The sequence below is a fragment of the Neobacillus kokaensis genome, from assembly GCF_014656545.1.
Lineage (GTDB): Bacteria > Bacillota > Bacilli > Bacillales > Cytobacillaceae > Neobacillus > Neobacillus kokaensis.
This window is the reverse complement of record NZ_BNDS01000002.1, coordinates 26,944-49,079: the sequence shown is the minus strand read 5'-3', so window position 1 is coordinate 49,079 and position 22,136 is coordinate 26,944. Positions and strand designations below refer to the sequence as shown.

General features: G+C 38.1%; 29 protein-coding genes. 23 read left to right on the top strand and 6 right to left on the bottom strand.

The window, feature by feature from the left end; genetic code table 11:
- The first annotated feature begins 3 nt into the window (after nucleotides 1-3).
- The 10 genes from phoU (at nucleotide 4) to IE222_RS02655 (ending at nucleotide 8,146) form a co-directional block, all read left to right on the top strand.
- Nucleotides 4-663 (top strand): phosphate signaling complex protein PhoU, encoded by a 660-nt coding sequence (gene phoU, locus IE222_RS02700; RefSeq protein WP_191269475.1) that lies wholly within the window; start codon nucleotides 4-6, stop codon nucleotides 661-663.
- Between the two features lie 285 nt (nucleotides 664-948).
- Nucleotides 949-1,629, top strand: a complete 681-nt coding sequence (locus IE222_RS02695; RefSeq protein ID WP_191269474.1) for a DUF4912 domain-containing protein — start codon at nucleotides 949-951, stop codon at nucleotides 1,627-1,629.
- A complete protein-coding gene (locus IE222_RS02690; protein ID WP_191269473.1) occupies nucleotides 1,622-2,863 on the top strand; it encodes a glycosyltransferase family 4 protein in 1,242 nt (413 codons plus the stop codon). Before IE222_RS02695 ends, IE222_RS02690 begins: the two co-directional genes overlap by 8 nt.
- A gap of 24 nt (nucleotides 2,864-2,887) precedes the next feature.
- Entirely contained in the window at nucleotides 2,888-3,502 is a 615-nt protein-coding gene (locus IE222_RS02685; protein ID WP_191269472.1) for a hypothetical protein, read from the top strand.
- Between the two features lie 75 nt (nucleotides 3,503-3,577).
- Entirely contained in the window at nucleotides 3,578-3,727 is a 150-nt protein-coding gene (gene rpmG / locus IE222_RS02680) for a 50S ribosomal protein L33 (protein ID WP_082692947.1), read from the top strand.
- Nucleotides 3,728-3,781: 54 nt separating this feature from the next.
- Complete coding sequence (locus tag IE222_RS02675; RefSeq protein WP_191269471.1) at nucleotides 3,782-4,351, top strand: 5-formyltetrahydrofolate cyclo-ligase; 570 nt, start codon at nucleotides 3,782-3,784, stop codon at nucleotides 4,349-4,351.
- A complete protein-coding gene (locus tag IE222_RS02670; protein WP_191269470.1) occupies nucleotides 4,345-5,139 on the top strand; it encodes a DUF92 domain-containing protein in 795 nt (264 codons plus the stop codon). The genes IE222_RS02675 and IE222_RS02670 overlap by 7 nt, the downstream gene beginning before the upstream one ends.
- Nucleotides 5,140-5,257: 118 nt before the next feature.
- The gene (locus tag IE222_RS02665) at nucleotides 5,258-6,214 is read left to right on the top strand and encodes an L-lactate dehydrogenase (RefSeq protein WP_191269469.1); all 957 of its coding nucleotides are present in this window, start codon (nucleotides 5,258-5,260) and stop codon (nucleotides 6,212-6,214) included.
- 66 nt (nucleotides 6,215-6,280) lie between these two features.
- Nucleotides 6,281-6,475: a protein YqgO gene (yqgO, locus tag IE222_RS02660; RefSeq protein WP_191269468.1), complete on the top strand. Its 195-nt coding sequence runs from the start codon at nucleotides 6,281-6,283 to the stop codon at nucleotides 6,473-6,475.
- 108 nt (nucleotides 6,476-6,583) lie between these two features.
- Nucleotides 6,584-8,146 carry a rhomboid family protein gene (locus IE222_RS02655; RefSeq protein ID WP_191269466.1) on the top strand — a complete coding sequence of 521 codons (1,563 nt, stop codon included), beginning with the start codon at nucleotides 6,584-6,586 and terminating at the stop codon, nucleotides 8,144-8,146.
- Here IE222_RS02655 and IE222_RS02650 read toward each other — a convergent pair.
- Nucleotides 8,109-8,978, bottom strand: a complete 870-nt coding sequence (locus IE222_RS02650; protein WP_223282559.1) for a hypothetical protein — start codon at nucleotides 8,976-8,978, stop codon at nucleotides 8,109-8,111. The two genes, IE222_RS02655 and IE222_RS02650, sit on opposite strands and share 38 nt — an antisense overlap.
- A gap of 213 nt (nucleotides 8,979-9,191) precedes the next feature.
- Between IE222_RS02650 and IE222_RS02645 the strand changes: the two genes are divergently transcribed.
- From IE222_RS02645 to IE222_RS02590, 12 genes are all read left to right on the top strand, one after another.
- A complete protein-coding gene (locus IE222_RS02645; protein ID WP_191269464.1) occupies nucleotides 9,192-9,404 on the top strand; it encodes a YqgQ family protein in 213 nt (70 codons plus the stop codon).
- A 10-nt stretch (nucleotides 9,405-9,414) separates the two neighbouring features.
- Nucleotides 9,415-10,389, top strand: coding sequence for an ROK family glucokinase (locus IE222_RS02640; protein ID WP_191269462.1), 975 nt, complete (start codon nucleotides 9,415-9,417; stop codon nucleotides 10,387-10,389).
- Nucleotides 10,390-10,508: 119 nt separating this feature from the next.
- Complete coding sequence (gene comGA, locus IE222_RS02635) at nucleotides 10,509-11,594, top strand: competence type IV pilus ATPase ComGA (protein ID WP_191269460.1); 1,086 nt, start codon at nucleotides 10,509-10,511, stop codon at nucleotides 11,592-11,594.
- Entirely contained in the window at nucleotides 11,581-12,612 is a 1,032-nt protein-coding gene (comGB, locus tag IE222_RS02630) for a competence type IV pilus assembly protein ComGB (RefSeq protein WP_191269459.1), read from the top strand. The genes comGA and comGB overlap by 14 nt, the downstream gene beginning before the upstream one ends.
- 18 nt (nucleotides 12,613-12,630) lie before the next feature.
- Complete coding sequence (gene comGC / locus IE222_RS02625; RefSeq protein WP_191269457.1) at nucleotides 12,631-12,966, top strand: competence type IV pilus major pilin ComGC; 336 nt, start codon at nucleotides 12,631-12,633, stop codon at nucleotides 12,964-12,966.
- Nucleotides 12,966-13,406, top strand: a complete 441-nt coding sequence (comGD, locus tag IE222_RS02620; protein WP_191269455.1) for a competence type IV pilus minor pilin ComGD — start codon at nucleotides 12,966-12,968, stop codon at nucleotides 13,404-13,406. Before comGC ends, comGD begins: the two co-directional genes overlap by 1 nt.
- Nucleotides 13,390-13,728 (top strand): hypothetical protein, encoded by a 339-nt coding sequence (locus IE222_RS02615; RefSeq protein ID WP_191269453.1) that lies wholly within the window; start codon nucleotides 13,390-13,392, stop codon nucleotides 13,726-13,728. Before comGD ends, IE222_RS02615 begins: the two co-directional genes overlap by 17 nt.
- Nucleotides 13,673-14,158, top strand: a complete 486-nt coding sequence (comGF, locus tag IE222_RS02610; RefSeq protein ID WP_223282558.1) for a competence type IV pilus minor pilin ComGF — start codon at nucleotides 13,673-13,675, stop codon at nucleotides 14,156-14,158. Before IE222_RS02615 ends, comGF begins: the two co-directional genes overlap by 56 nt.
- Nucleotides 14,155-14,538, top strand: a complete 384-nt coding sequence (gene comGG, locus IE222_RS02605; RefSeq protein ID WP_191269451.1) for a competence type IV pilus minor pilin ComGG — start codon at nucleotides 14,155-14,157, stop codon at nucleotides 14,536-14,538. The genes comGF and comGG overlap by 4 nt, the downstream gene beginning before the upstream one ends.
- 67 nt (nucleotides 14,539-14,605) lie before the next feature.
- Nucleotides 14,606-14,791 carry a YqzE family protein gene (locus IE222_RS02600; RefSeq protein WP_191269449.1) on the top strand — a complete coding sequence of 62 codons (186 nt, stop codon included), beginning with the start codon at nucleotides 14,606-14,608 and terminating at the stop codon, nucleotides 14,789-14,791.
- A gap of 211 nt (nucleotides 14,792-15,002) precedes the next feature.
- A complete protein-coding gene (locus tag IE222_RS02595; RefSeq protein WP_191269447.1) occupies nucleotides 15,003-15,698 on the top strand; it encodes a helix-turn-helix transcriptional regulator in 696 nt (231 codons plus the stop codon).
- 84 nt (nucleotides 15,699-15,782) lie between these two features.
- The gene (locus IE222_RS02590; RefSeq protein ID WP_191269445.1) at nucleotides 15,783-16,025 is read left to right on the top strand and encodes a DUF2626 domain-containing protein; all 243 of its coding nucleotides are present in this window, start codon (nucleotides 15,783-15,785) and stop codon (nucleotides 16,023-16,025) included.
- 39 nt (nucleotides 16,026-16,064) lie between these two features.
- Here IE222_RS02590 and IE222_RS02585 read toward each other — a convergent pair whose 3' ends face one another.
- Both IE222_RS02585 and IE222_RS02580 read right to left on the bottom strand, forming a co-directional pair.
- The gene (locus tag IE222_RS02585; RefSeq protein ID WP_191269443.1) at nucleotides 16,065-17,156 is read right to left on the bottom strand and encodes a class I SAM-dependent methyltransferase; all 1,092 of its coding nucleotides are present in this window, start codon (nucleotides 17,154-17,156) and stop codon (nucleotides 16,065-16,067) included.
- A 151-nt stretch (nucleotides 17,157-17,307) separates the two neighbouring features.
- Nucleotides 17,308-17,943, bottom strand: coding sequence for an MBL fold metallo-hydrolase (locus IE222_RS02580; RefSeq protein ID WP_191269441.1), 636 nt, complete (start codon nucleotides 17,941-17,943; stop codon nucleotides 17,308-17,310).
- Between the two features lie 222 nt (nucleotides 17,944-18,165).
- Between IE222_RS02580 and IE222_RS02575 the strand changes: the two genes are divergently transcribed.
- Nucleotides 18,166-18,342, top strand: a complete 177-nt coding sequence (locus tag IE222_RS02575; protein ID WP_191269439.1) for a DUF2759 domain-containing protein — start codon at nucleotides 18,166-18,168, stop codon at nucleotides 18,340-18,342.
- Nucleotides 18,343-18,371: 29 nt separating this feature from the next.
- Here IE222_RS02575 and IE222_RS02570 read toward each other — a convergent pair whose 3' ends face one another.
- The 3 genes from IE222_RS02570 to IE222_RS02560 all read right to left on the bottom strand — a co-directional run bounded on the left by IE222_RS02570 (nucleotide 18,372) and on the right by IE222_RS02560 (nucleotide 22,105).
- Entirely contained in the window at nucleotides 18,372-19,475 is a 1,104-nt protein-coding gene (locus tag IE222_RS02570) for a YqgU-like beta propeller domain-containing protein (protein ID WP_191269437.1), read from the bottom strand.
- 172 nt (nucleotides 19,476-19,647) lie between these two features.
- Entirely contained in the window at nucleotides 19,648-20,439 is a 792-nt protein-coding gene (locus IE222_RS02565; RefSeq protein ID WP_191269435.1) for a YqhG family protein, read from the bottom strand.
- Nucleotides 20,417-22,105, bottom strand: a complete 1,689-nt coding sequence (locus tag IE222_RS02560) for a DEAD/DEAH box helicase (RefSeq protein ID WP_191269433.1) — start codon at nucleotides 22,103-22,105, stop codon at nucleotides 20,417-20,419. Before IE222_RS02560 ends, IE222_RS02565 begins: the two co-directional genes overlap by 23 nt.
- Nucleotides 22,106-22,136: the final 31 nt, after the last annotated feature.

The window sequence follows — 22,136 nt, the reverse complement described above, 5'->3', positions numbered from 1 at the left end:
TTCATGAATACTAGATCTAATTTTGATGAAAGTTTAAAAGAACTAAAATCAATGCAATTAAAAATGGCAGGCGAAGCTGAAACGGCCATTAAGAATGCCATGCTTGCTCTATTAAACCAAGATATCGAACTTGCCCATAGTGTTATTAATGGAGATAATGTAATTGACGATCTGGAGTATGAAATCCATGAAAAAGCATTAATGCTGATTGCGAGACAATCACCGGTTGCGAAAGATTTGCGAAGATTACATGTAGCTTTGAGAGTTTCATCAGAAGTGGAGCGGTTAGGAGATATTGCTGTAAATATCGCAAAATCAGCAGTTCATATTGGAAATGAGAAACATGTAAAAGAACTAATTGATATTCCTCATATGATGGAAATTGCGTTAGAAATGTTAACTGATGCCATTACCGCATTTTACTCAGAAGATTCAGCGATGGCACAAAAATGTGCGGAAAAGGATGATCAGGTAGATAAAATGTTTGGGGAGCTGGTTCAGGAGCTTCTAACTTATATCCCGCAAAATCCAGACTTCACCAACCAAATTATTCAGTTAGCATTCGTATGTCGTTTTATTGAAAGAATGGCAGACCACTCTACGAACATAGCAGAGAATGTTGTTTACCTAGAAACAGGCAAACGATACAACCTCAATGCCTAAACAACAGGAACAGCCAGAAGATGAGACAATTTGTCCTCATCTTTTTTTGTCGAATTCTACTTATTAATCCTTAATTTTCATGTCATTTTTTATCGTTTGTCCAATGAAATTATTTTTCCTAAAAAATTTCCCAGCCTAAAAACTACATTTATAAAGGATGGGCAAAATCCGACAAATTGCGTTTATTGTATGCCTTCCGATGTAATGGTACCATTAAATCACAAGGTATTTTTCATACTTTTCTAAATTAAACATATATTAATTGTTTAGGAGACGGAGGAAACCATGATTAAAGACATTATTAAATTAAGAAAGGACGGGCTTTCGTTTCGGAAAATTGCAACCGAACTAAATACGACGGTTGGTAAGGTCCAATATCGCTGGAATAAATGGGCAGCAAGTGAGGAAAGTAAAAGTATTCGAGAAAGCGGTTTGTCAGAGATAGAAGTGGAGAATTCTTTAGAAAGGATGGAACAGCACTCCTTTGTAGCTTCGAAGGGCGAACTAAATACAAGATTGGTAACAGCTTCAAAAGTTGTTCTCTTTTGGGATATTTCTGCAATAGCTAATAAAGTAATTCAATCTTATTTTAATGTTAGGTTCACAGAACTCGTTTCGGTAATCAGAATTTATGATGTAACCGATTTAATCTTCGATGGAACAAATGCCCACCATTTTTATGAAATTACCGTGCCATACCAAAATGGACATTGGTTTGTGAAAGGGTTAGCAGCGAATCGAAGCTTTGTAGCAGAATTAGGTGTTCTTTTACCGGCCTCTGGCTTTTTTCCTCTCTTTAGATCCAATTGTGTGCAAACTCCAAAACTTGAACTGTCTGGCAATTTATTAAGCCATGATCAGCTGGAAATGCTGCGATATGAAGCAAGGCCTCCGAAATGGAAAGATCATGTAAGCACCTACAGCTATTATGGCGGAGAAAAAGACTTGGAGGAGAAAAATGGCTAACGCGGTGTCAGAAAAAATTAACCTGTCACAAGGATTGGTACATAAGCAGAAGTTAAACATTTTGCTGCTTAGTTGGGAATACCCTCCGAATGTCGTTGGCGGGCTTTCAAGACATGTATTTGGTCTTGCGGTTCATTTAGCTCATGAAGGACATGTAGTTCATGTGTTATCAGCAGGTAACGGTGTTCTGCCGGAATATGAAAGGGCAGATGGAGTACATGTACACCGGGTGAAGCCAATCAATGATCACGATGATCATTTTCTTACATGGATAGGCGGACTTAATTTAGCCATGGCCTTTAAGGGAGAACAGTTAGCGGACGAAGTCAAATTTGACTTAATTCATGCTCATGACTGGCTTGTTGGTACGGCAGCCTTCGCCCTAAAGGAGGTAACAGGCATACCTTTGCTGAGTACGATTCATGCAACCGAACATGGCAGAAATAATGGGATTCATACTGAAATACAGCAATTTATTCATGATAAAGAACAATCATTAATTGAATCGTCAGATCAAATAATTGTTTGCAGTTATTTTATGAAGGAATCATTGATGTCGATTTTTCAGGTCGAGGAGAAAAAATTAGCGGTTATTCCAAATGGTATCGAACCTCCCTATATTGAAGGGAAGGCTGCAGCTGTTTTTTCGGATCTGCCAAAGCGAAAATATATTTTTTCAATTGGTAGAATTGTGAAGGAAAAAGGTTTTGAAACCATCATAAAGGCAGCGGAAATTGCCATGGAAAAGGGGCAAAAGTTCCTCTTCATTATTGCTGGAAAAGGGCCGATGCTTGACATCTATAGGCGTCAGGTAGAGGAAAGAAAATTAGGAGAATATGTGGTATTTATCGGATATATAACGGATAAGGAACGAGATGTTCTTATTCAGGGTTGTGAAATGATGGTGATACCAAGCTTGTATGAGCCATTTGGAATTGTGGCCCTTGAGGGGATGATTCAGGAAAAACCAGTAATCGTATCCAATGCTGGCGGAATCAAAGGGATTGTCAGACATCTGCAAACAGGCTTGCTCATAAACCCTGGCGATGCTGAAAGTTTACTTGAACAAATTTCATTTCTGACGATTAACGCAAAGGTCGCGAACGAAATTGGCAAAAATGGGGGTCGAGCGGCAAGAAGTCTATATGGCTGGAGGCGAATTGCAGCTGACACCAGCAGGGTGATGGAGGATACAATATTGAATTCACGAGTAAATATTAACGGGATTACTTAATACATTGAAAAGGTGTAATTACAAATGATAAATATGACTGAATTACAGCAAATAAAACAGTTTTCAAAACGGCTGGCTTCTATCGGAAAGCTTCAATATATCCCTGGCATATGGGTGAACGGAAAATATTTTTGGCTGCAAAATCGAATGGAAAAGGTTATATATGAAGAAGGGCTCATCATAAAGGTAGAACAAAAACACCTTCATTCTAAAATTCACTTTTTTAATATTTTTGTCAGCAATCATAGTCATCAATCAAAGGATATCAAAATTCTGGCGATGCATCATTTTCAAAATGCCCATCAGGACCACTTGACTTTTGTATCACCAACCGATCAACGAATTTTCCATCACGCAGGTCAAAATGTTTTCTTGGTTAATTTAATGCACAATGAGTCCGAAACAAAGGAGTATACGACAATGCCGCTGTGGAATGTCTATACCAATCAAATTTGGAGCTCTTTACAAAACGGAACGTTAAAGTATCAGCCAATGGCAAAAGGACCGGCAGCTAGCATACTAGCTGAAAAGATAACAGTCAGTCCGCAGAAGACTGAAAAAATCAGCACATGGACGATTGCTGGAAAGAATAAAAATGAAGTAATTGCAATGGAGCAAGCACTTTTAAAAATTCACTAGCATTTCCTTTTGAAAAATGATATTATAGAAAAGTCGTATGAACGAACAAGCTTAATCGTTTGGAGGGAAATAAACATGCGTGTGAATATTACGTTAGCTTGCACTGAGTGTGGAGACCGTAACTATATTTCTAACAAAAATAAACGTAACAACCCAGACCGTCTTGAGCTTAAGAAATATTGCCCAAGAGAAAAGCGTACAACTGTACACCGCGAAACAAAATAAACAGCAGGGGCTTTCCTGCTGTTTTTTTGTGCATAAAAATAGGAGGTATTTAAAATGAATGATAAAAATGCCATTCGTCTTCAAGTGAAAGAATCTCTATCCCAGCTTTCAACACCGCTATATGAGGATTACTCGTATAAAATTGCCTCTAGATTATATGAAGATGACGATTGGAAACAAGCAGAAGTAATCGGAATTACTATTTCAAAGGCCCCGGAAGTCGATACATATCAAATTATTCGCAAGTCTTGGGAATCAGGCAAGACAATCGTGGTTCCTAAATGTTATCCAAAGGAAAAGAAATTGGAGTTTAGGACACTAACTGAATTTTCTCAGCTTGAATCTGTGTTTTATGGTTTACTTGAGCCGATTCCTGCATTAACAACGATCGTGCCAGCAGAGCAGATTGACCTGTTAATTGTCCCGGGGTTAGCCTATACGAAATCAGGGTATCGTATCGGATTTGGCGGTGGATATTATGACCGCTTTTTGTCAAATTACTCAGGTAATACCCTATCATTAGCCTTTAATGAACAAATGATTCTCGATTTTCCAATTGAGGAATATGATCTACCTGTAGCTAAAATTATTACACCTAAGGAAGTTATTAAGACTTTATGTTAGATTCCGTTTTGATGGGCGTGATCATGTTACTTTTGGGATATGCCGGCTATAGAACTAAATCATTAAGTAAATCTGGAGCTATTGCGGCCGCTGTAGTAGGGTATGCTATATATCTAGGTTTCCATTTTAAAGGATTATTAATATTGGGCGTGTTTTTTGCTACTTCAAGTTATTGGTCCAAATATAAGAGTGAGGCCAAAGAAAAAATGGAGGAAAAATTAGCAAAGGGCGGGGCAAGAGATTGGCGTCAAGTTTTCGCAAACGGGGGAGCTGCCGCCCTATTTAGTATCCTTTATTATTTTGATAATTCCCCTATATGGCTAATTGGATTTGTTGTTTCTCTTGCAAGTGCCAATTCAGATACTTGGGCCTCAGAGATTGGCAGTTTAAGCAAAAAGGCACCGCTTTGCATACGTACATTTAAGCGAGTTGAAAAAGGGACGTCGGGAGCGGTCAGCGGGTTAGGGACAATTGCTGCATTATTAGGTTCCTTGCTGATTTCACTGATTAGTGTTTGGATTTTTAATTTTGACTTGCTGCTCGGGAGTATAGTCTTTCTGTTTGGTTTTTTCGGCAATGTCGTTGATACATTGGTCGGTGCCTTCTATCAACAGCTGTTTAGGTGTAAAAAATGTGGGTTTGAAACGGAAAAAAGAATGCACTGCGGACAGCCAACAATGAGAATAAAAGGGATTTCGTTTATTGAAAATGACATGGTTAATTTTCTTTCAGGTTTAATTTCTGCCATTATAGCGATGTGGGTATTTCATTTTTTCTTTCCTTTATAACAAATTTGATACAGAGATACTGTTTACACCTCTTATTTATAGTAAATAAAAGCTTTAAATCAGTGTACAATTTTAATTAGGATAGGTAATGTTGTTCAAACTAAAAGGAGGAGTTTCCATGTTAAATCGAGTAAATAGGGTGGCTGTGATTGGAACGGGGTTTGTTGGTTCAAGTTATGCATTTGCCCTTCTAAATCAGGGAATTACTGAAGAATTGGTTCTAATAGACTTAAATAAAGAGAAAGCAGAAGGAGATGCGATGGATTTAAACCATGGGCTGCCTTTCGCGCCATCCCGGACAAAGATTTGGTACGGAAACTATTCCGATTGTCAGAAAGCGGACATTGTTGTAATTACCGCGGGTGCTAATCAAAAGCCTGGAGAAACAAGATTGGACCTTGTGGAAAAAAATACGAGAATTTTTAAAGGAATAGTCGAGGAAATTATGTCTAGCGGGTTTGATGGGATTTTTGTTGTGGCTACAAATCCGGTCGATATTCTTACTTATATGGTTTGGAAGTTTTCTGGTCTGCCAAAGGAAAGGGTTATTGGTTCCGGAACGATTTTAGATACAGCCCGTTTTCGGTTCTTGCTAGGGGAATATTTCGATGTGGACACCCGGAATGTCCATGCCTATATTATTGGTGAACATGGTGATACAGAACTTCCAGTTTGGAGTCATGCGGACATTGCTGGAACATCAATTTCTGAATGGACGAAAAATAAGGAAGGTTTTAACCAAAAGGACTTGGATGAAATCTTTATTAATGTTCGTGATGCTGCATATCAGATTATTGAGAGAAAAGGGGCGACCTTTTATGGAATCGCCATGGGTCTTGTCAGATTAACTAAGGCTATCTTACAAAATGAGAATTCAGTTCTTACTGTTTCCGCCTATCTTGAAGGCGAGTATGGCCAAAACGATCTTTATATTGGCGTTCCTGCAGTAGTAAATCGTAATGGAATTAGAGAGATTGTTGAACTGGATTTAGGTAAGGATGAAGTAGAGAAATTTGAACATTCTGTTCAAGTATTAAAGAAAACGATGGAGCCCGTGCTGCAGCGAAATAAATGATAAAGTTTGTATGTCATGGATAAAATTCTTGTCAATTCCACAGAATAAGGGCAGGAGGGATGTGGAATGTCTCGAATACTGACATCAATTCTTATGATTGGGTCGATAGGGTATTTTGCCTATCGCTACAGATTTCGGATTATCAATCTGCTGCTAGCCTCAGGCTGGCTGCGCAAACTAGCGGTTGGCTCGATTTTAAGTTTACCGGGTGTAAAAAACAAAATGATGCAAACCGTTTTTGGAGGACCGTCTGATTGGTGAAAGCCACAGATGGTTTTTTTATTTTGAATAAGAAGTTGTTTACTTCATGTCATATCTAGTTTTTGACTATAATAGGAGAAAGACTATTTTGCAGAAAGCAGGGGAGAAATGGGTTATAGAGAGGAATATATCTTTTGGAAAATAGCCAATACATGTATAACAGACCATGGTTATCGAATCATCAAATTATTTGAAAATCAAACGGAACTTTGGCTTGAAAAGTTGGAAAATAAATCCGCTCCCATTATTCGCCTTAAGCAGGGGAATGTTGATTGGAGCAACGCTTTACAGCGGGATATTGAGTTTACTGCTGTGAAGGGAGAAGGAGTCCGGCGCCAGTTAAACCGCCGTGAACTTGAGATATTGAATATTTATATAAGTGAATTTCCTCCTGTTGATGAATATGAATTCCGCATTGAAAAGCCCTTTGTCCATTCAGAGGTGAATAAAACAAAAGTTAATTCCATTTTGTTTGCACAAGGAATCATGGATACGGGATATAATCTCTTGTCGGAGAAACTGCAGCACTTAACCAGATTTTCAACCGCTGAGGAATATTCCGACCTGGATGTTCAGACGCTAAAGCAGGGCACATTAGCAGCGGCTGTAGACCAAGTAAAAGCGGAACGTGATATTCTTTTTAATAGTAAGCCATTTTTTACTTATGTATTTATTTTTATACAAGTGGCTGTCTTTTTATGGCTGCAGTTAAACGGCGGAAGCAAGAATACCTCTACCCTGATTAAATATGGAGCAAAAGTGAATCAATTAATTTATGATGGGGAATGGTGGCGCTTTTTTACCCCGATTTTTCTCCATATTGGATTTCTGCACCTAGCACTTAATACTTTTGCTTTGTATTTTTTAGGAACTGCAGTTGAACGGATCTACGGTAAGGTTCGTTTCTTGTTTATTTATTTGTTTGCCGGTGTAATTGGATTTATTGCAAGTTTTATCTTCAGTCCGAATTTATCCGCTGGCGCTAGCGGTGCCATTTATGGTTGTTTTGGGGCATTACTTTATTTTGGTGTAACTTATCCAAAATTATTTTCCCGAACAATGGGAATGAACTTGTTAGCTGTGCTTGGAATTAATCTTGTTTTCAGCTTTACAGCATCAAGTATTGACAATGCTGGTCATCTAGGCGGATTAGCAGGCGGCTTCCTGGCTGCGGGAGTTGTGTATTTTCCAAAAAAGAAAAAGATTCTGCTTCAATGTATTTTTCTAATATTATCTGCGGTAATTACTTGGGGGGCACTTTCATATGGTTTTAGTCCATCCGTAAAATCGAAGAATGAAGCCTCCGCGTTACTGTCGGCACAGGAATATATTAAACAAAATAATTATGAACAAGCCTATCGGATTCTAAAGAATTTTGAGAAGAGTGCCGATAATCCATCGGATAAGACCTACTTTCTCTTATCCTACACGGAAATAAAAAAAGGTATGCTAAAAGACGCTAAATTGCATTTGCAAAAGGCTGTCGAGCTAAACCCGGAATTACACGAAGCCTATTATAACCTTGCTCTGATAAATCTTGAAGAAAACGAGGTTAAAGAGGCAAAGGTTAATGCAGAAAAGGCTGCTAAACTGCAGCCGAATCATAAGCCATATACTAATTTAGTCCGGGAAATTAATCAGCATCTCCAATCATCTGACGGAGAAGAATAGATTCACCCTTCACTGTTTCAGTTAACACTAACAAATGGGTTTTATCTTTAGCTAATAAAATAAGCGGGATGGTACTGCCGGTGGGATCTGCCTTGCTGCCATCCTGTTTTGTGATGCTGAGAAAATAATTTTTATAGAGACCTTCCCATAAACGTCCTATCATTTTGGCGGTTTCATCCTTGGTAAACCCGGGGAAAGTGTCGCTGGCTTTTTGTGAAAACTCATTTAATGGGTACGCCTGATAATCTTTTAAGTGAATTGCATAGTGCCTGACAGCTTTATTCCAACTATATCGCAGCATCCGTTCAGTTTGTTCATCCAGTCTGTCTTTCCAGCTGCTTTGATTAGTTGTATTGGGGGACCGAAAGCTAATGAAATTGTCTGCGTTTTGCTTGATTAAATAAAGGTGGTCCTGTGACATTGCCTGAGCACTGAAGATTTGTCCTCCTCTTTCATGAAGTTCTGCATGATGAAAGGTGAAGGCCTGGAGAAAAGAACTTGCTGTAACAGGGACACGTTTTTCTTGTGTTAAGGATGCTGTGTGCTGCTTCCAGCCGCCCAGCCTTCCAATCAGCCTGCCATTTGAATACAGCATTCCTGCATCCTGACGTAAATAGGCATGACGGTCAAGATTAGATTTGATTTGCCATAAAACAATATTTTTTTTGAGTGGCTTTAATGAGGTATCAAAAGCAGTAAAGGAAACTTTCGGATCAATTGGAAAGAAGGTTATACTTTCAAGTGCTTTTGGCTGCTGATTATTATATATAATCGCACTCATTGCAGAGAATGTGAGAATGATTCCGAATAAAAGATAATAAACTTTTTTCATGACTGTTTTCATCCTTCCAAGTTTCAATCTGTTTGTCCTATTACTGTTATATGGGATAGACAATCTGCAAATGACAATAAAAAAACTTTTTTCATAGGGAGTCAATGGAATATACTGATTCAAGTAAGATTGCCTTGAGGACGGTTGATTCATGGGTTATACTTTTTGATGAACTATCTCTCTAGTAACTTTAAAGGCAGGGGGCCCTCCTAGATGAAAACAGTCTATGAGATACAGCAATATTTAAAACTGTTCGGTACGATTATTTACATTGGCGACCGAATTGCAGATCTTGAGCTAATGGAAGCGGAATTAAAAGAGCTATATAAATCGCAGTTAATCGAAACGCGTGACTTCCAGACAGCCCTTTTGATATTAAGACATGAAATTCAAATGGAGAAAGACAAAAGAAAAGAAAGAAGATAGGTGAGGGAAATTGGCTAAAGACTGGATAGCTGGTGTTGATTTAGGCGGTACTACAACTAAAATTGCGTTTATTACAATGGATGGGGAGATCATTGAAAAATGGGAAATCCCTACTGATAATAGCAATGAGGGGAAAAACATCACGATTAATATAGCAAATTCAATTTCTAAGAAATTAATAGAACTTGGTCGGGAAAAAGACCAGCTGGCAGGAGTAGGAATGGGAGCTCCGGGACCTGTAAATTATGAAACGGGTGTTATCTTAAATGCGGTCAATTTAGGCTGGCAAAGTAATTTTCCGCTGCAAGCCAGCCTTGAAGAATCAACATCCCTTCCGTCTATGATTGAAAATGATGCAAACTGTGCCGCGTTAGGCGAGATGTGGAAGGGTGCTGGAAACGGTGCAAGGGATATTGTTTGTGTAACATTAGGAACGGGTGTGGGCGGGGGTGTTATCGCTAACGGAAATATAGTCCAAGGAATTAACGGTGCAGCAGGGGAAATTGGACATATCACATCTATTCCTGTAGGCGGGGCTCCGTGTAATTGTGGGAAATCTGGCTGCCTTGAAACGGTGGCATCGGCAACGGGGATAGTAAGATTAGCCAATGAAGCTCTTGGAAAACATGGTGCACGAGGAGAATTATTTGAAAAAAATAAGGACAATGGCCGTATTTCGGCTAAAGATGTTTTTGATTGTGCCCGGAATGGCGATCTGCTAGCTATACAAGTGTTAGATGAAGTTGCCTTCCATTTAGGTTTTACTTTGGCGAATATTGCCAATACTCTAAATCCAGAAAAAATCGTTCTTGGCGGCGGTGTCTCAAAGGCCGGAGAAATCCTGCTTAGTGCTGTGAGAAATCAATTTGAACGGTTTGCCTTTTCTTCCGTCCGGGACTCCACAGAATTAGCTCTCGCAACGTTAGGGAATGATGCAGGCGTCATTGGTGCTTCGTGGCTAATCAAGAATAACTTAGGAAATTAACGAACCTGCATTAGCAGGTTTTTTTGTACACAAATTTTTCACAAAGGAATAAATTTTTTAAAAAGAAAGAAGAAAATGATAGAAGGCTGTCGAATTTTAGGCTATGATAAAACAAAAAGGTGGTGGTTCCAATTGTTAGTGAGATTGAAATTTTAGCGAACAGAATCATTACAGATGCGGCAAGAAACCAAGCGACAGATATTCACATTATACCTCGTAAGAATGACACCCTAGTGCAAATTCGGTTAACGAACAAACTGATTCCACGATTATCACTTCCAAAAGATGAATGCGACAGATTGATTTCCCATTTTAAATTTACAGCGAATATGGATATCGGAGAACGAAGACGCCCGCAAAGCGGTGCGATTGTTTGTGATGTTAACGGCCAATTAATGGGGCTGAGGCTATCTACCCTTCCTTCTAACAGCAGAGAAAGCCTTGTCATTCGCCTTTTGCCGCAGCAAGATCAAATCCCTTTTCACCAGCTATCACTCTTCCCATCAATGACACGCAAATTATTAGCTCTGCTCAAACATGCTCACGGTTTAATCATATTTACCGGACCGACCGGATCCGGGAAAACGACAACCTTGTATTCGTTATTAAATGAAACGGCTCACCTATTTCACCGCAATGTCATTACACTTGAAGACCCCGTTGAAAAAAACTATGATTCTGTCCTGCAGGTACAGGTAAATGAAAAAGCAGGGGTTACGTATGCTGCTGGTTTAAAGGCGATTCTTCGTCATGACCCAGATATTATTATGGTGGGGGAAATCAGGGATGCAGAAACCGCTAAAATTGCTGTGCGTGCTGCTTTGACGGGGCATTTAGTACTTTCAACAATGCATACAAGAGATGCGAAAGGCGCGGTTTTCCGCCTGAGGGAATTTGGGGTGAACTGGTTAGAAGTAGAACAAACCTTAATAGCCGTTACCGCCCAGAGATTGGTCGAATTAATTTGCCCATTTTGTGAAGGCGAATGTCCGCCACATTGTTATTCGGGAGGCAGATGGAAAAGAGCGAGTGTATTTGAACTGTTATCAGGAAGAAACTTAACTGCTGCGATGAGGGCAGCTAAGGGAGAAATGATTGAAACAAACTATAGGACATTAAAAGATGTAATTAAAAAAGGGATTGCACTTGGCTATATTCAACCATCTGAATATGACCGGCTGGTGTACGACGATGAAGAAGCATAAATGGTCGGTCCATGAGCAGGCAAGCTTTTTAAGAAGAATAGGAGAGCTCTTGGCTAGGGGTTACCCAATTGCTGATGCAATTGAATCCATATCATTACATTTACCCGATTATCGAAAGGGGGAGTTACATGATTGTTTAGTTGAATTACGGAAAGGGCACAAGTTTCATGATGTACTTGAAGGCTTAGGATTTCATCAGGATTTAATCGGCTATGTTTATTTTGCTGAACAACATGGCAGTTTTGCCGAAGCACTGCTCGAAGGAAGCAGTTTAGCGCTCTTGAGGGATAAAGATGTAAAGAAACTATTTAAATTACTTCAGTATCCATTGCTGCTCATTATGATTACAGGATTACTTTTTGTATTTGTGCAAAAAACATTGCTGCCAAGGTTTACAACTTTATTTACATCACTGGGTTTAGAAGCAAATTTTTTTACTAAAGTTATCTATGCCTTTGACGAATATTTTCCGATTGTTTTTGAAATGCTGCTATTGTCCCTATTGTTAACAGCAATTTATTATTTTTTCAGCTTCCGTAAATTATCCGTTTTGAAGCAGCGGACACTCCTTGCCCGCCTCCCAATAACCGGCAGAATCCTCAAATTGCTGTTTACCCACTATTTTTCCATTCAGTTAAGTTTTCTATTATCCGGCGGCATTTCCGTTTCTGAAGCACTCATTCTCTTTGAAAAAAATAAACGACAGCCCTTTTACAGTGAATTGGGTCGGGAAATTAAATTGAAGCTGATCACCGGTGAGAGATTGGAAACGATTTTAGCCTCTTTCTGCTTCTTTGAGAGGGAATTCCCAATGATTGTAAAGCACGGTCAAGAAAATGGAAAATTAGAACAGGAATTATTATTTTTCAGCAAGCATTGCGTTGTGAATATGGAAGAAATCATTGAAAAAAGCTTGAGAACTGTCCAACCGATTTTATACCTGTTTATCGGCTTCCTTGTTGTGTCCATGTATTTAGCCATTCTTTTGCCAATGTTTCATTTATTAGATGGAATTTGAAAACTGGAGGTTAACAAAATGAAGGTAAAATTATTAAAAAATGAAAAAGGATTCACCTTGATTGAAATGATGATTGTTATGTTAGTCATTTCTGTTCTATTAATAATCACGATTCCAAACGTTGCAAAACATAATTCTAATATTAATAACAAAGGCTGTGAAGCTTACGTGAAGATGGTTCAGGCGGAGGTACAGGCGTATCGGTTGGATAAAAATGAAATTCCTACTCTAGCATTACTAAAAAGTGAAGGCTACATTAATGATGAAACTAAAGGCTGTCCTAATGGAAAAGAAGTTAAAATAGACGAGACAACAGGGGAAGTTACAGCAGTCGCCCAATCAAGCGCTTCATAATGAAAAACAACCAAAAAGGTTTCACTTTAGCGGAGTCACTTATTGTTCTTTCGGTCTTTATGATCTTATCCACCGTAACAGTTTTCTCTTTAAAGCCGGAACATACCATGCTTGAGGATGAAGCTTTTTTAACGCAATTACAGGCCGACTTGTATTATGCTCAAAATTACGCATTGTCCCATCAACATGAAGTATTATTTATTATTATGCAGAATCAATATTTTTATAAACTTTCTGAGAGGACGGAGCTTCCCCCTTTTTTACAACGAAGCTATTCAAAAAGTTTTTATTTAACTGAAGGGACCATTCCATTAACAATTAAATTTCTGCCGAATGGAAATGTAAGCAAGTTTGGTTCCTTTTATATTCGAACGAATAATAAAGTGTATCGCTTAACCTTTTTAATTGGCAGGGGCCGATTTTATGTTGCGGAACAATGAAGGATTTTTCTTACTGGAATTGTTGTTATCGTTATCTGCCATGTTTATGCTTTGTATCTATTTTATCCCATTATTAATGGATCTTAGAGCACAATCCTCAGCCCTTGAGCTGGAAAAAACAGCACGGCAGATTATGTATGAAGAAATGCAGGCAAAATTAAATGATTCGAAAGGATTTGGGGATAAAAACTTTATTCAAAACAACATTTTATATCAAATTCAATGGTCGGACTCAGAGGAGGGCGGTCTAAAGGAGGTATGCGTAAGTGTTACTAAAAACACCAGCCACTCCCAAATTGAAATCTGCGGTAAACTGGAATGACCAAGCATTTACATTGATTGAGGCTCTTTTTGCTTTAACGATTTTTATGATCATTATTTTCTTTATCACACCCATTTTTCATGTCATCCTTGATCAAAAGGAAAGCCAGGTAAAGCTGCAGGCGATGGAATGGGAGGTTTTTTGCAGCCAGTTAAAAAAAGAAATACGCTTATCAACACAAGTAAAGTTAGGTTCTGGAGAAGGGCAATTAATTCTTACCAAAGGATCGGAAACCATCCTTTATGATCAATACGAAACAAACTTGCGCAGGAGAGTAAATTTTACTGGGCATGAGATTGTTCTGCAAAATGTTGCAAAGTATTCCTTCGCACTTTTACCAAATGCTGTTAAGGTAATTGTTATTGATAAATGGGGAAAAGAACATTCAGTAATTGCCTATTCATTAGTGGAATGGAAGGCCGGCACATGAAATATAACGAAAAAGGATTTACCTACCCATTGACATTATGCCTGTTGATTCTCTTCTTAATTTTTTTCTCCATGAATGTTGAAAGGCTTCTTTCTGAAAGAAAATTGGTTCATGAAACAGAAGCCCTCTTGAAAGAAGAATACTATTTTTTATCAACAGTTAAAAAGATGGAGAAAATGCTGGAAGAGGAAAAGGGCATACCAGGAAAGGGAAGCATTCATTTTCAAGAAGGTGATATGAACTATCAATCAGAGCCGCCTGCTGGTATTACCCAAAAGGTTAACTATACACTACATTTAAAATCAGGAATAACTGTTGTAGGGAGTGGTGTTTTTGATATTGCCACTAAGAAGTTAATCAAATGGGCAGAATTGCAATAGAACGTTGTTTTTAGAGGAAGAAAACTGGACATACTTGTACTGAATGTAAAAAGGGCAGGTGTATTCATTGAAAACAAATGACTATGTGAAATATATGACGCAAACAATTGTAAAATATGCTGATCAGCCAAAAGAAGAACGGAAACGATTGCGGCAGGAAAGAAAGCAAACGAAAGCTTCTTTTTGGTATCGCTGGTTCGGGATTTTGCCATATGTTGTTTATTCTGAAGTAAAGCGTAGAAAGAAACACTAATCCACTAGGAAAGGAAGCTCTAAGTTTTAATTTTCACAACTTAGAGCTTTTTTGTCCCCAATTTTCCCGATTTTGGAATAATTGTTACGAACTATCGACGGTAATTGTGAACATTTTCTAAACTTATAGTGTTTACGTTGTTAACCTCATTCCCTCTTTCTTCATGCTGTATTATAATGGGAATAGATTATGGGGTCCGAGGTGAGCCAAGATGGAACAAACATTAAAAATTACAAACGTGTTATCAGATCCAACAAGGTACTATATTTATCAATACATTACAAAACGTCATAAAGAGGTAACTGTTCAGGAGGTAGCGGAAAATTTCAATATCCACCCAAATGTAGCCAGACTGCATTTGTCGAAGCTGGAAGATGTCAATATGCTTATATCAGAAACAAAGAAAACTGGTAAAGGCGGAAGACCGAGCAGAATGTATCGTTTATCTGATGACGTCATTCAGCTGCATTTCCCATTCCGTGACTACATGCTGTTATCGAAGGTAGCCATTGAAACTATGCTGTCACTTGGGGAAGCTGGAAAACAGGCTTTGTTTTTAACAGGCAAGCGTTTTGGGGCGGAATTAATTGAACAAGAAATGGCTAAAAGGTCATTTGGCGATGAATTAAATTTTGATGAAAAGCTAACTATATTAAAAAATGCTGCTACACTTGCAGGTTTCTATCCTGAATTTGATGCTAACGGTGATCAAACAAAAATTTATTTCCAAATATTCAATTGTCCATTTAAGGAAGTTGCGGAAGAGCATGAGGCAGTATGCAGTATGCATCATGAATTTCTCAAAGGAATGTTTGAAGTCTTGTTTGATTCGGTTGAACTGCTGGAAAAAGAAAATATGATTTCTGGCTGCGATGCATGCTCATATCAGGCACTTGTCACAAACTAAATACGAAACCATTATTTACATTACCCCGCCTTTTACTTATAATATTGTATTGATGGTATTCGTAGGGTAAAAGGAGGGATACATATGGAACGCATGTTTAGAGTATGTGGTTTCTGGACTGGTATTTTTACCGTTATGTTTTATCTTGGCGACATGGATAAGACAGCAATGCTTTTCCTAGCCCAAACCGGGTTCTTCGTTCTTCTTAGTTATTTAAAGCTTTCAGAGCGTATGTATTTACATATTTTCGCAGCTTATTTAACTATTTTTTTCGCAGGATTCACATACTGGACTACATTCATGATGCCGCTTGGCGGGGGACATTAATGATGAGAAAACGCTGGAAATTTTCCAGCGTTTTTTTATTCATCCTTCAAATAGATGGGTAGTAATTTCCACTAGGCCCTTTTGTTGAATCACGATTTGGAAAAATGAGCTGATTCCTCCAGGCATTATTAAGCTGCGGATGGCTCTGTTTCTACGTCCTATTTCTGAAAAGGGGTTTGGGTCATAATGGTCCTCTAATTCCTTTAAAATTCCGGCTTTCAATAAAAATTCATCTTGTCTCAGTTTTGTAATAAATTGCAAATCAAATTGTTCACCTTTTTTAATCAGATGATCAAAGTGGATATGGGTGGTAATATCCATTTCACCGGGATTGACTAAAACATTATCAATCATTTTGTGTTGATAATATCCCCTCAAGCTTCCCCTGGACCTTCTCGGGTCCTGCCATTCCTCTGTTGTATAACCGTAATCAGCTGTGACAACAATTCCTCTTGTAAGACTAGAAGAAATTTGCTTCAGTATTACGTCCATTGCTAAGGGGATTTCCATACGCTGTCCTTCATGTAACGTTGATTGATTTTTCTCCAAAAATGAAAGAATATCCTGGTTCGCTAATGGAATTTTATGCTCTACTAATTGTTGGTTTTTTAAACCAACCATAATTTCATTTAGTGTCCCGTTTTCTTTTTCAATTACATGAACCGGCAATGCATCAAAAAGTTCGTTGGAAAAGATTATTCCTTCAAAGCTTTTCAAGTCAGTAACGTCATTCATTTGGCGAACTGACGGATAAGAATTTAGTACCTCACTTTGCAGCTTTCTATGATAGGGACTTGTTTCAATGATAAGGTATTGTAGAGGCATATTTATTTTTTCTGTCCACTCTTGTAAGAAAGCTTTAGCAAATCGGCCGTTACCAGCACCGATTTCACAAAAATTAGGTGGCAAATTATTTTTTTTACATACAACTGAAAACCATTTAGCCATCAATCTCCCGTATACATCAGAAATATTACTAGTAGTAATAAAGTCACCCTGCCGGCCAATTTTCTGTTTTTCTGTCATATAATAACCAAATTCCGGATGATAAAGAGCTGTCGCGATAAAATCTGCATACGAAATTAATTGATTTGGTGATTTTAAAATTAAGTTCTGTAAATAAGTAATCATACATACTCCTCTTAAATAACACTATTGACATAGTGAATACTTTATTATATTGTAGAATTAGTAGCTTAACAATATCCCCTCCCATTATATGAATAGAACATCCCCCAGAAAGACCCTTCTCGATGAGAAGGGTCTTTCTATTATTTAATCATCAAAATCCGTTAAGAAAGGGATTGCTATCCATTTCATTGGTAATGGTGGTCACATCGCCATGTCCCGATAATACATATGTATCTTCTGGTAATGTGAGGAGCTTATCGTGGATGCTTTTTAACAGCTGGGTTTGATTACCTCCTGGAAGATCAGTCCGTCCGATACTGCCTTGGAATAAGGCATCACCGGAGATGACGACACCTTCGTTTTCAAAATAAAAGGACAAACTTCCTGGAGAATGACCCGGTGTATGATAAACCCTCATCTCAAAATCAGCAATTTTCATGAGCCCTTCTTCGTTTATAATGTGGTCAGCTGGTTTTACTTTTAATGGTTCAATTAGCGGGAAGAACTGTGATCCGTTTAACGCAGGGTCCCCCAGCCATTTTTCCTCCTGCTTATGAACATAAACAGGAATTTTATACATTTCCCGAATCTCATCAACAGCGCCGATATGGTCAAAATGAGCATGAGTTAATAAAATTGCCAAAGGTTTTATCCCTCTAGTATGAATCAGATTAATAAGCTTTTTTGCATCACCCCCGGGATCAAAAATTAAACATGAACGGTCAGGATTTTCTACGATATAACAATTGGTTTGAATACTCCCTAGTGGGAGCTGCTGCCATTTCATCATTTGTACCTCCAAATAGAATCGCTTTATACCTATTTTACACTATCTATAAGAAAGAGAAAAAGAAATGCCATGAATGAAAAGTGAACTCTGTTATAAAGAATGCCTTTAAACCCTCGACAAATGACGGAAAAAAATATAAAATAGGAAACGAATGTATTTAGTATTGTTACATAATTTTCTTCAAAAATTGGGCAAGATAGCCTTAAAGGGGGATTATTCATGGGATTGGTTATTATTTTTGCACTTGTAACCATACTTGCTGCTGTTGGTGGATTCACCGCACTAAAAAATAAAAATCTTTTAGGTGCATTTTGGGGAGTCGCTTCATTTGCAGTTTTTGGCTGGTTTACGGTCATGACTATTATTCATTCAGGATTTCCTACAGGAACACACTAAAAAAAGACTGTCTTATCGACAGTCTTTTTTTATTCCGCTGCTATTTGATAAATTTTCTTTTCATGAAGGTCAATGATTTGTTCAAAGCTGTTTCCGTAAAGAATCGCTTTACCTGACGGGGATACAGTGATGGGTTCGTTTTCCAGTCCATCCATAATCGTTTGATGCATTCCTTTCCTTAGGTCATATTCAACAAGATTAAAACCTTCTCTGTAGGTATCTGCTTCACCGCTGTTTATTGGCTGGAAGGTGATAAAATGTCCGGTAGTATCGGTATAATCAAAAAATGGTATTAACCAATCAGAATAATTGGTAAGCTGCGGAATTGAGAACTTAAATATCTCTTTTAATGTTCTATTATAAAAAGAATAATTTGCATGTGACTGATCTTCTTCATTTATAGTCACTGTCATCAGAACATCCTTAAATGCTGCAAACTGTGTTACATTTTTAAACAATGTGGTCTCTTTTCCATCTTCTAAATCTTTCTTGGTTAAGGGAGCATCTAGTGCTGGATGGTCATATTCCCAATTTAAAAACGCAATTTGCTTTGCAGCCATCCATTTAATAAAAGGCTGCGGTATAGAAACATCCATAGTCGTAAATTTTTTTAAATTCATCAGAAGCACTTGGAAGGTCCAATCTTCCTCAAATTTGGATATGAGGATTTGAGATTCGTCAAATGGATTCCATTCAAATGCTAATTCATAGGACGCAATTGATTTTTTAAGCTTTTCTTTGCCATTTGTATCAATGACTGTAATAACTCCTTCATAGGATGACGGGGCAGAATGGATCAAGAAATACTTTTTAGATGGACTAATCTGTAAGGTAACTATAGGATGGTCACTGTGATAAATCAATTCACTTTTTCCTAATAAGAGATCATAGCGGTAAACATTAGATGTTTGCTGAAGATTTGTAATAAAAAGAATCTTTGATTCGGAAAGCCAGCCGGCTGACTTGTAGAATTCCCCCTCTGGAATTGAAATAGGTAATTTCCATTCGCTTACATTGGCGGGAGAGGTATCTTTAGGCTTATTATTTCCTGCCGGTATTTTCACCTTTAGCTGTTCCCTATGTGCACAGGCGCTTACTATTTGGGTAAATAATATCAAAATAATCGTTAACATTGCCGAACACCTGTTAAACCGAAACAATTAATCACCCCGCCCAAAATCCATCTATATGTTAGTACGATTATATGGCAAGATTGTTTCAATCTTTTCCAAAATATTTCGAAAATAGGTAAAAAGTCATAAGGGTGTCAGGCACCATGTGAATTTTCACATGGTGCCTGACACCCTATATCGCTCTATCCGTTAAGTAGAAAAGACCGCCGTTGATGAAGGAGATGTTGATTTTTGGCTCGTATTGGTCTTGCAGAGCTTTTTTTTCTGTTTCGTAGCTTTCGTTTTCTTCCTCAATGTCTTCATAGAAATGGTCAAGAAGCTGCAAGTCCTTCTGCCACCGTTGTTTAGCTTCTTCTGCCCACGTATGGTCTTCCTTCATGATTTCTGATTTTACATAGTTTTCAATTCGTGCTATTCCGCTTCTTGGTCTTACTAATGGTGATAAGGTGAAGGAATAGTCCGGTATTTTCGGTGTTAACGGAATGTTAAGGAGCCGGTCGTGGAAATCCTCCACCATAGCTCCATTAATCAGCTGCAGACCAATTGATTTAAACTCGTCACGCTTTCGGTCACATTGGTAGGATATTTTAACATTCAAACATAACCACGGGAGCAGAGGAGTTTGCTGATGACCATGCTGATGATTTTCATAAAGACGAATATACTTGGCTAAATTTTTTGACGATGCAAAAATTTGATGAAGTCTTGGCGACCCAAAATGGATGATCTCTCCCTTAAGATTATCTGGTGCTTCTTTCTGATTGGTAATTAGGGTTAATTTCATAGGATTCGGTGTGCCGCCGGTTTTCTCTAGATAATGCCAGTAAAAGGGGCGGTTCATCAGCTCCTTATCAAGTGCTATTGTTAATTGGACCGTTAAGTATCCTGGTTTATTTTCTATAATTGGACAATCGTTGGCTTTAAAGTATTGCAAAAGAAAGTTATGAATTTCCTGCTGCTGCATGTGAATCTCCTTTCTGCATACTCTCGGCAAATTCAATCATTGAAGATAAGTTTTCCATTTTAATTCGCATTTCTCCTTCGGAACTAGAAGCACCGAAAATATCTATTAAATGGTCCTCAATATTTCCAAACTCAAGCTTTGTTAATATATCGTCGAGTTCGCCGATTACCCGCTCAAATAAATCGATTTTTTCATATAGAAGCTTTAAAATATGTTCTTCAACGGTGTTTTTTATGGCAAAATTATAGATTATAACATCATGTTCCTGCCCGAGCCGGTGAATACGACCAATCCGCTGCTCAAGCCTCATCGGGTTCCATGGCAAATCAAAGTTAATAATATGATGACAGAATTGCAGGTTAATACCTTCACCTCCAGCTTCAGTGGCAATCAGGACCTGTGCATGCTTTTGAAACAGCTCGCGCATCCAGTCTTTTTTTCCGCGTTTAAAACCACCACGGAAAGGGACAGACGAAATCCCGTTTTGTTTTAAGTACCATTGCAGATACAATTGAGTGGCCCGGTATTCTGTGAAAATAATTACCTTATCATTAATGTTTTTGATTAATTCAAGTGCTTTTTCCGCTTTTGAATTTTGCTGGACGGCTTCCACCTTTTTAATTAAATACTCGATTTGCTGCTGAAATGCTTGAGATGGATTTTCCTTTCTTTGAAGCATATTTTTTAATGTATAAAAAACGGCCTCTCTGCTGCTGCAAGCTTCCCGCTGTAATGTCATCACTGAGAATGCACTTGTCTCAAGCCAGTCACCTTCGTTCTTCAACCCGCATATGTCCTCATATAGCTCCCGTTCACTTGGAGAAAATTCAATTGGAATTGTTTCCACTTGCCTCTTTGTCCATTCAATTCCAGTATCAGCACGGCGATTACGAATCATGACCTTATTAACCAATTCTTTCAAATGCTCGTTGTCATTTAAAGAACGTGAATCCCGTTTGTATTTTTCATAAAAAGCAGTTTCGCTTCCTAAGTGGCCAGGCTTTAATAGTGAAACAAGATTGAAAATTTCTTCTACTCTGTTCTGAATCGGTGTGGCGGTCAATAGTAAACAAAACTTCTTTTTTAAGTTTTGCACGAATTCATAGTTTTTTGTCTTATTATTTTTAAGCTTATGAGCCTCATCAATAATGATTAAGTCATAGTCCTGCTGGTAAATAATGTCCCGATGAGGGTTTCGCTTAGCTGTATCGATAGAGGAAACAACGACATCACATTGCTCCCACACATAGCTTTTTTTCTGTGTAATCGCGGGAATGAAAAATTTGCTGTTTAATTCCTGGCCCCATTGGGTGACAAGTGAAGCAGGTACAAGAATTAATACTTTTTTAACTAAACCGCGAATCATGTATTCTTTTAAAATTAATCCCGCCTCAATTGTTTTTCCTAATCCGACTTCATCAGCAAGAATGGCTTTTCCATTCATGTTTTCTATCACCTGTTTTGCTGTTTCAAGCTGATGCGGCAGCGGGGTTAAATTAGGTAAGTGTTTTGGTGCCTGCAGGCCTTCAAATTCAGGGATGACCAAATGTTTTTCTACTTCGATTGCCAGCTTAAAAAGCTGCCAATCTCCCCAAGGGCCATCGTCATCTATTCGTTCTAAAAAGTCATCCTGCCAGGAGGAATCAAATTCAATCTCTGCGGACATTGTTTTCAGCTCCTTTTATGTAAAATGTTAT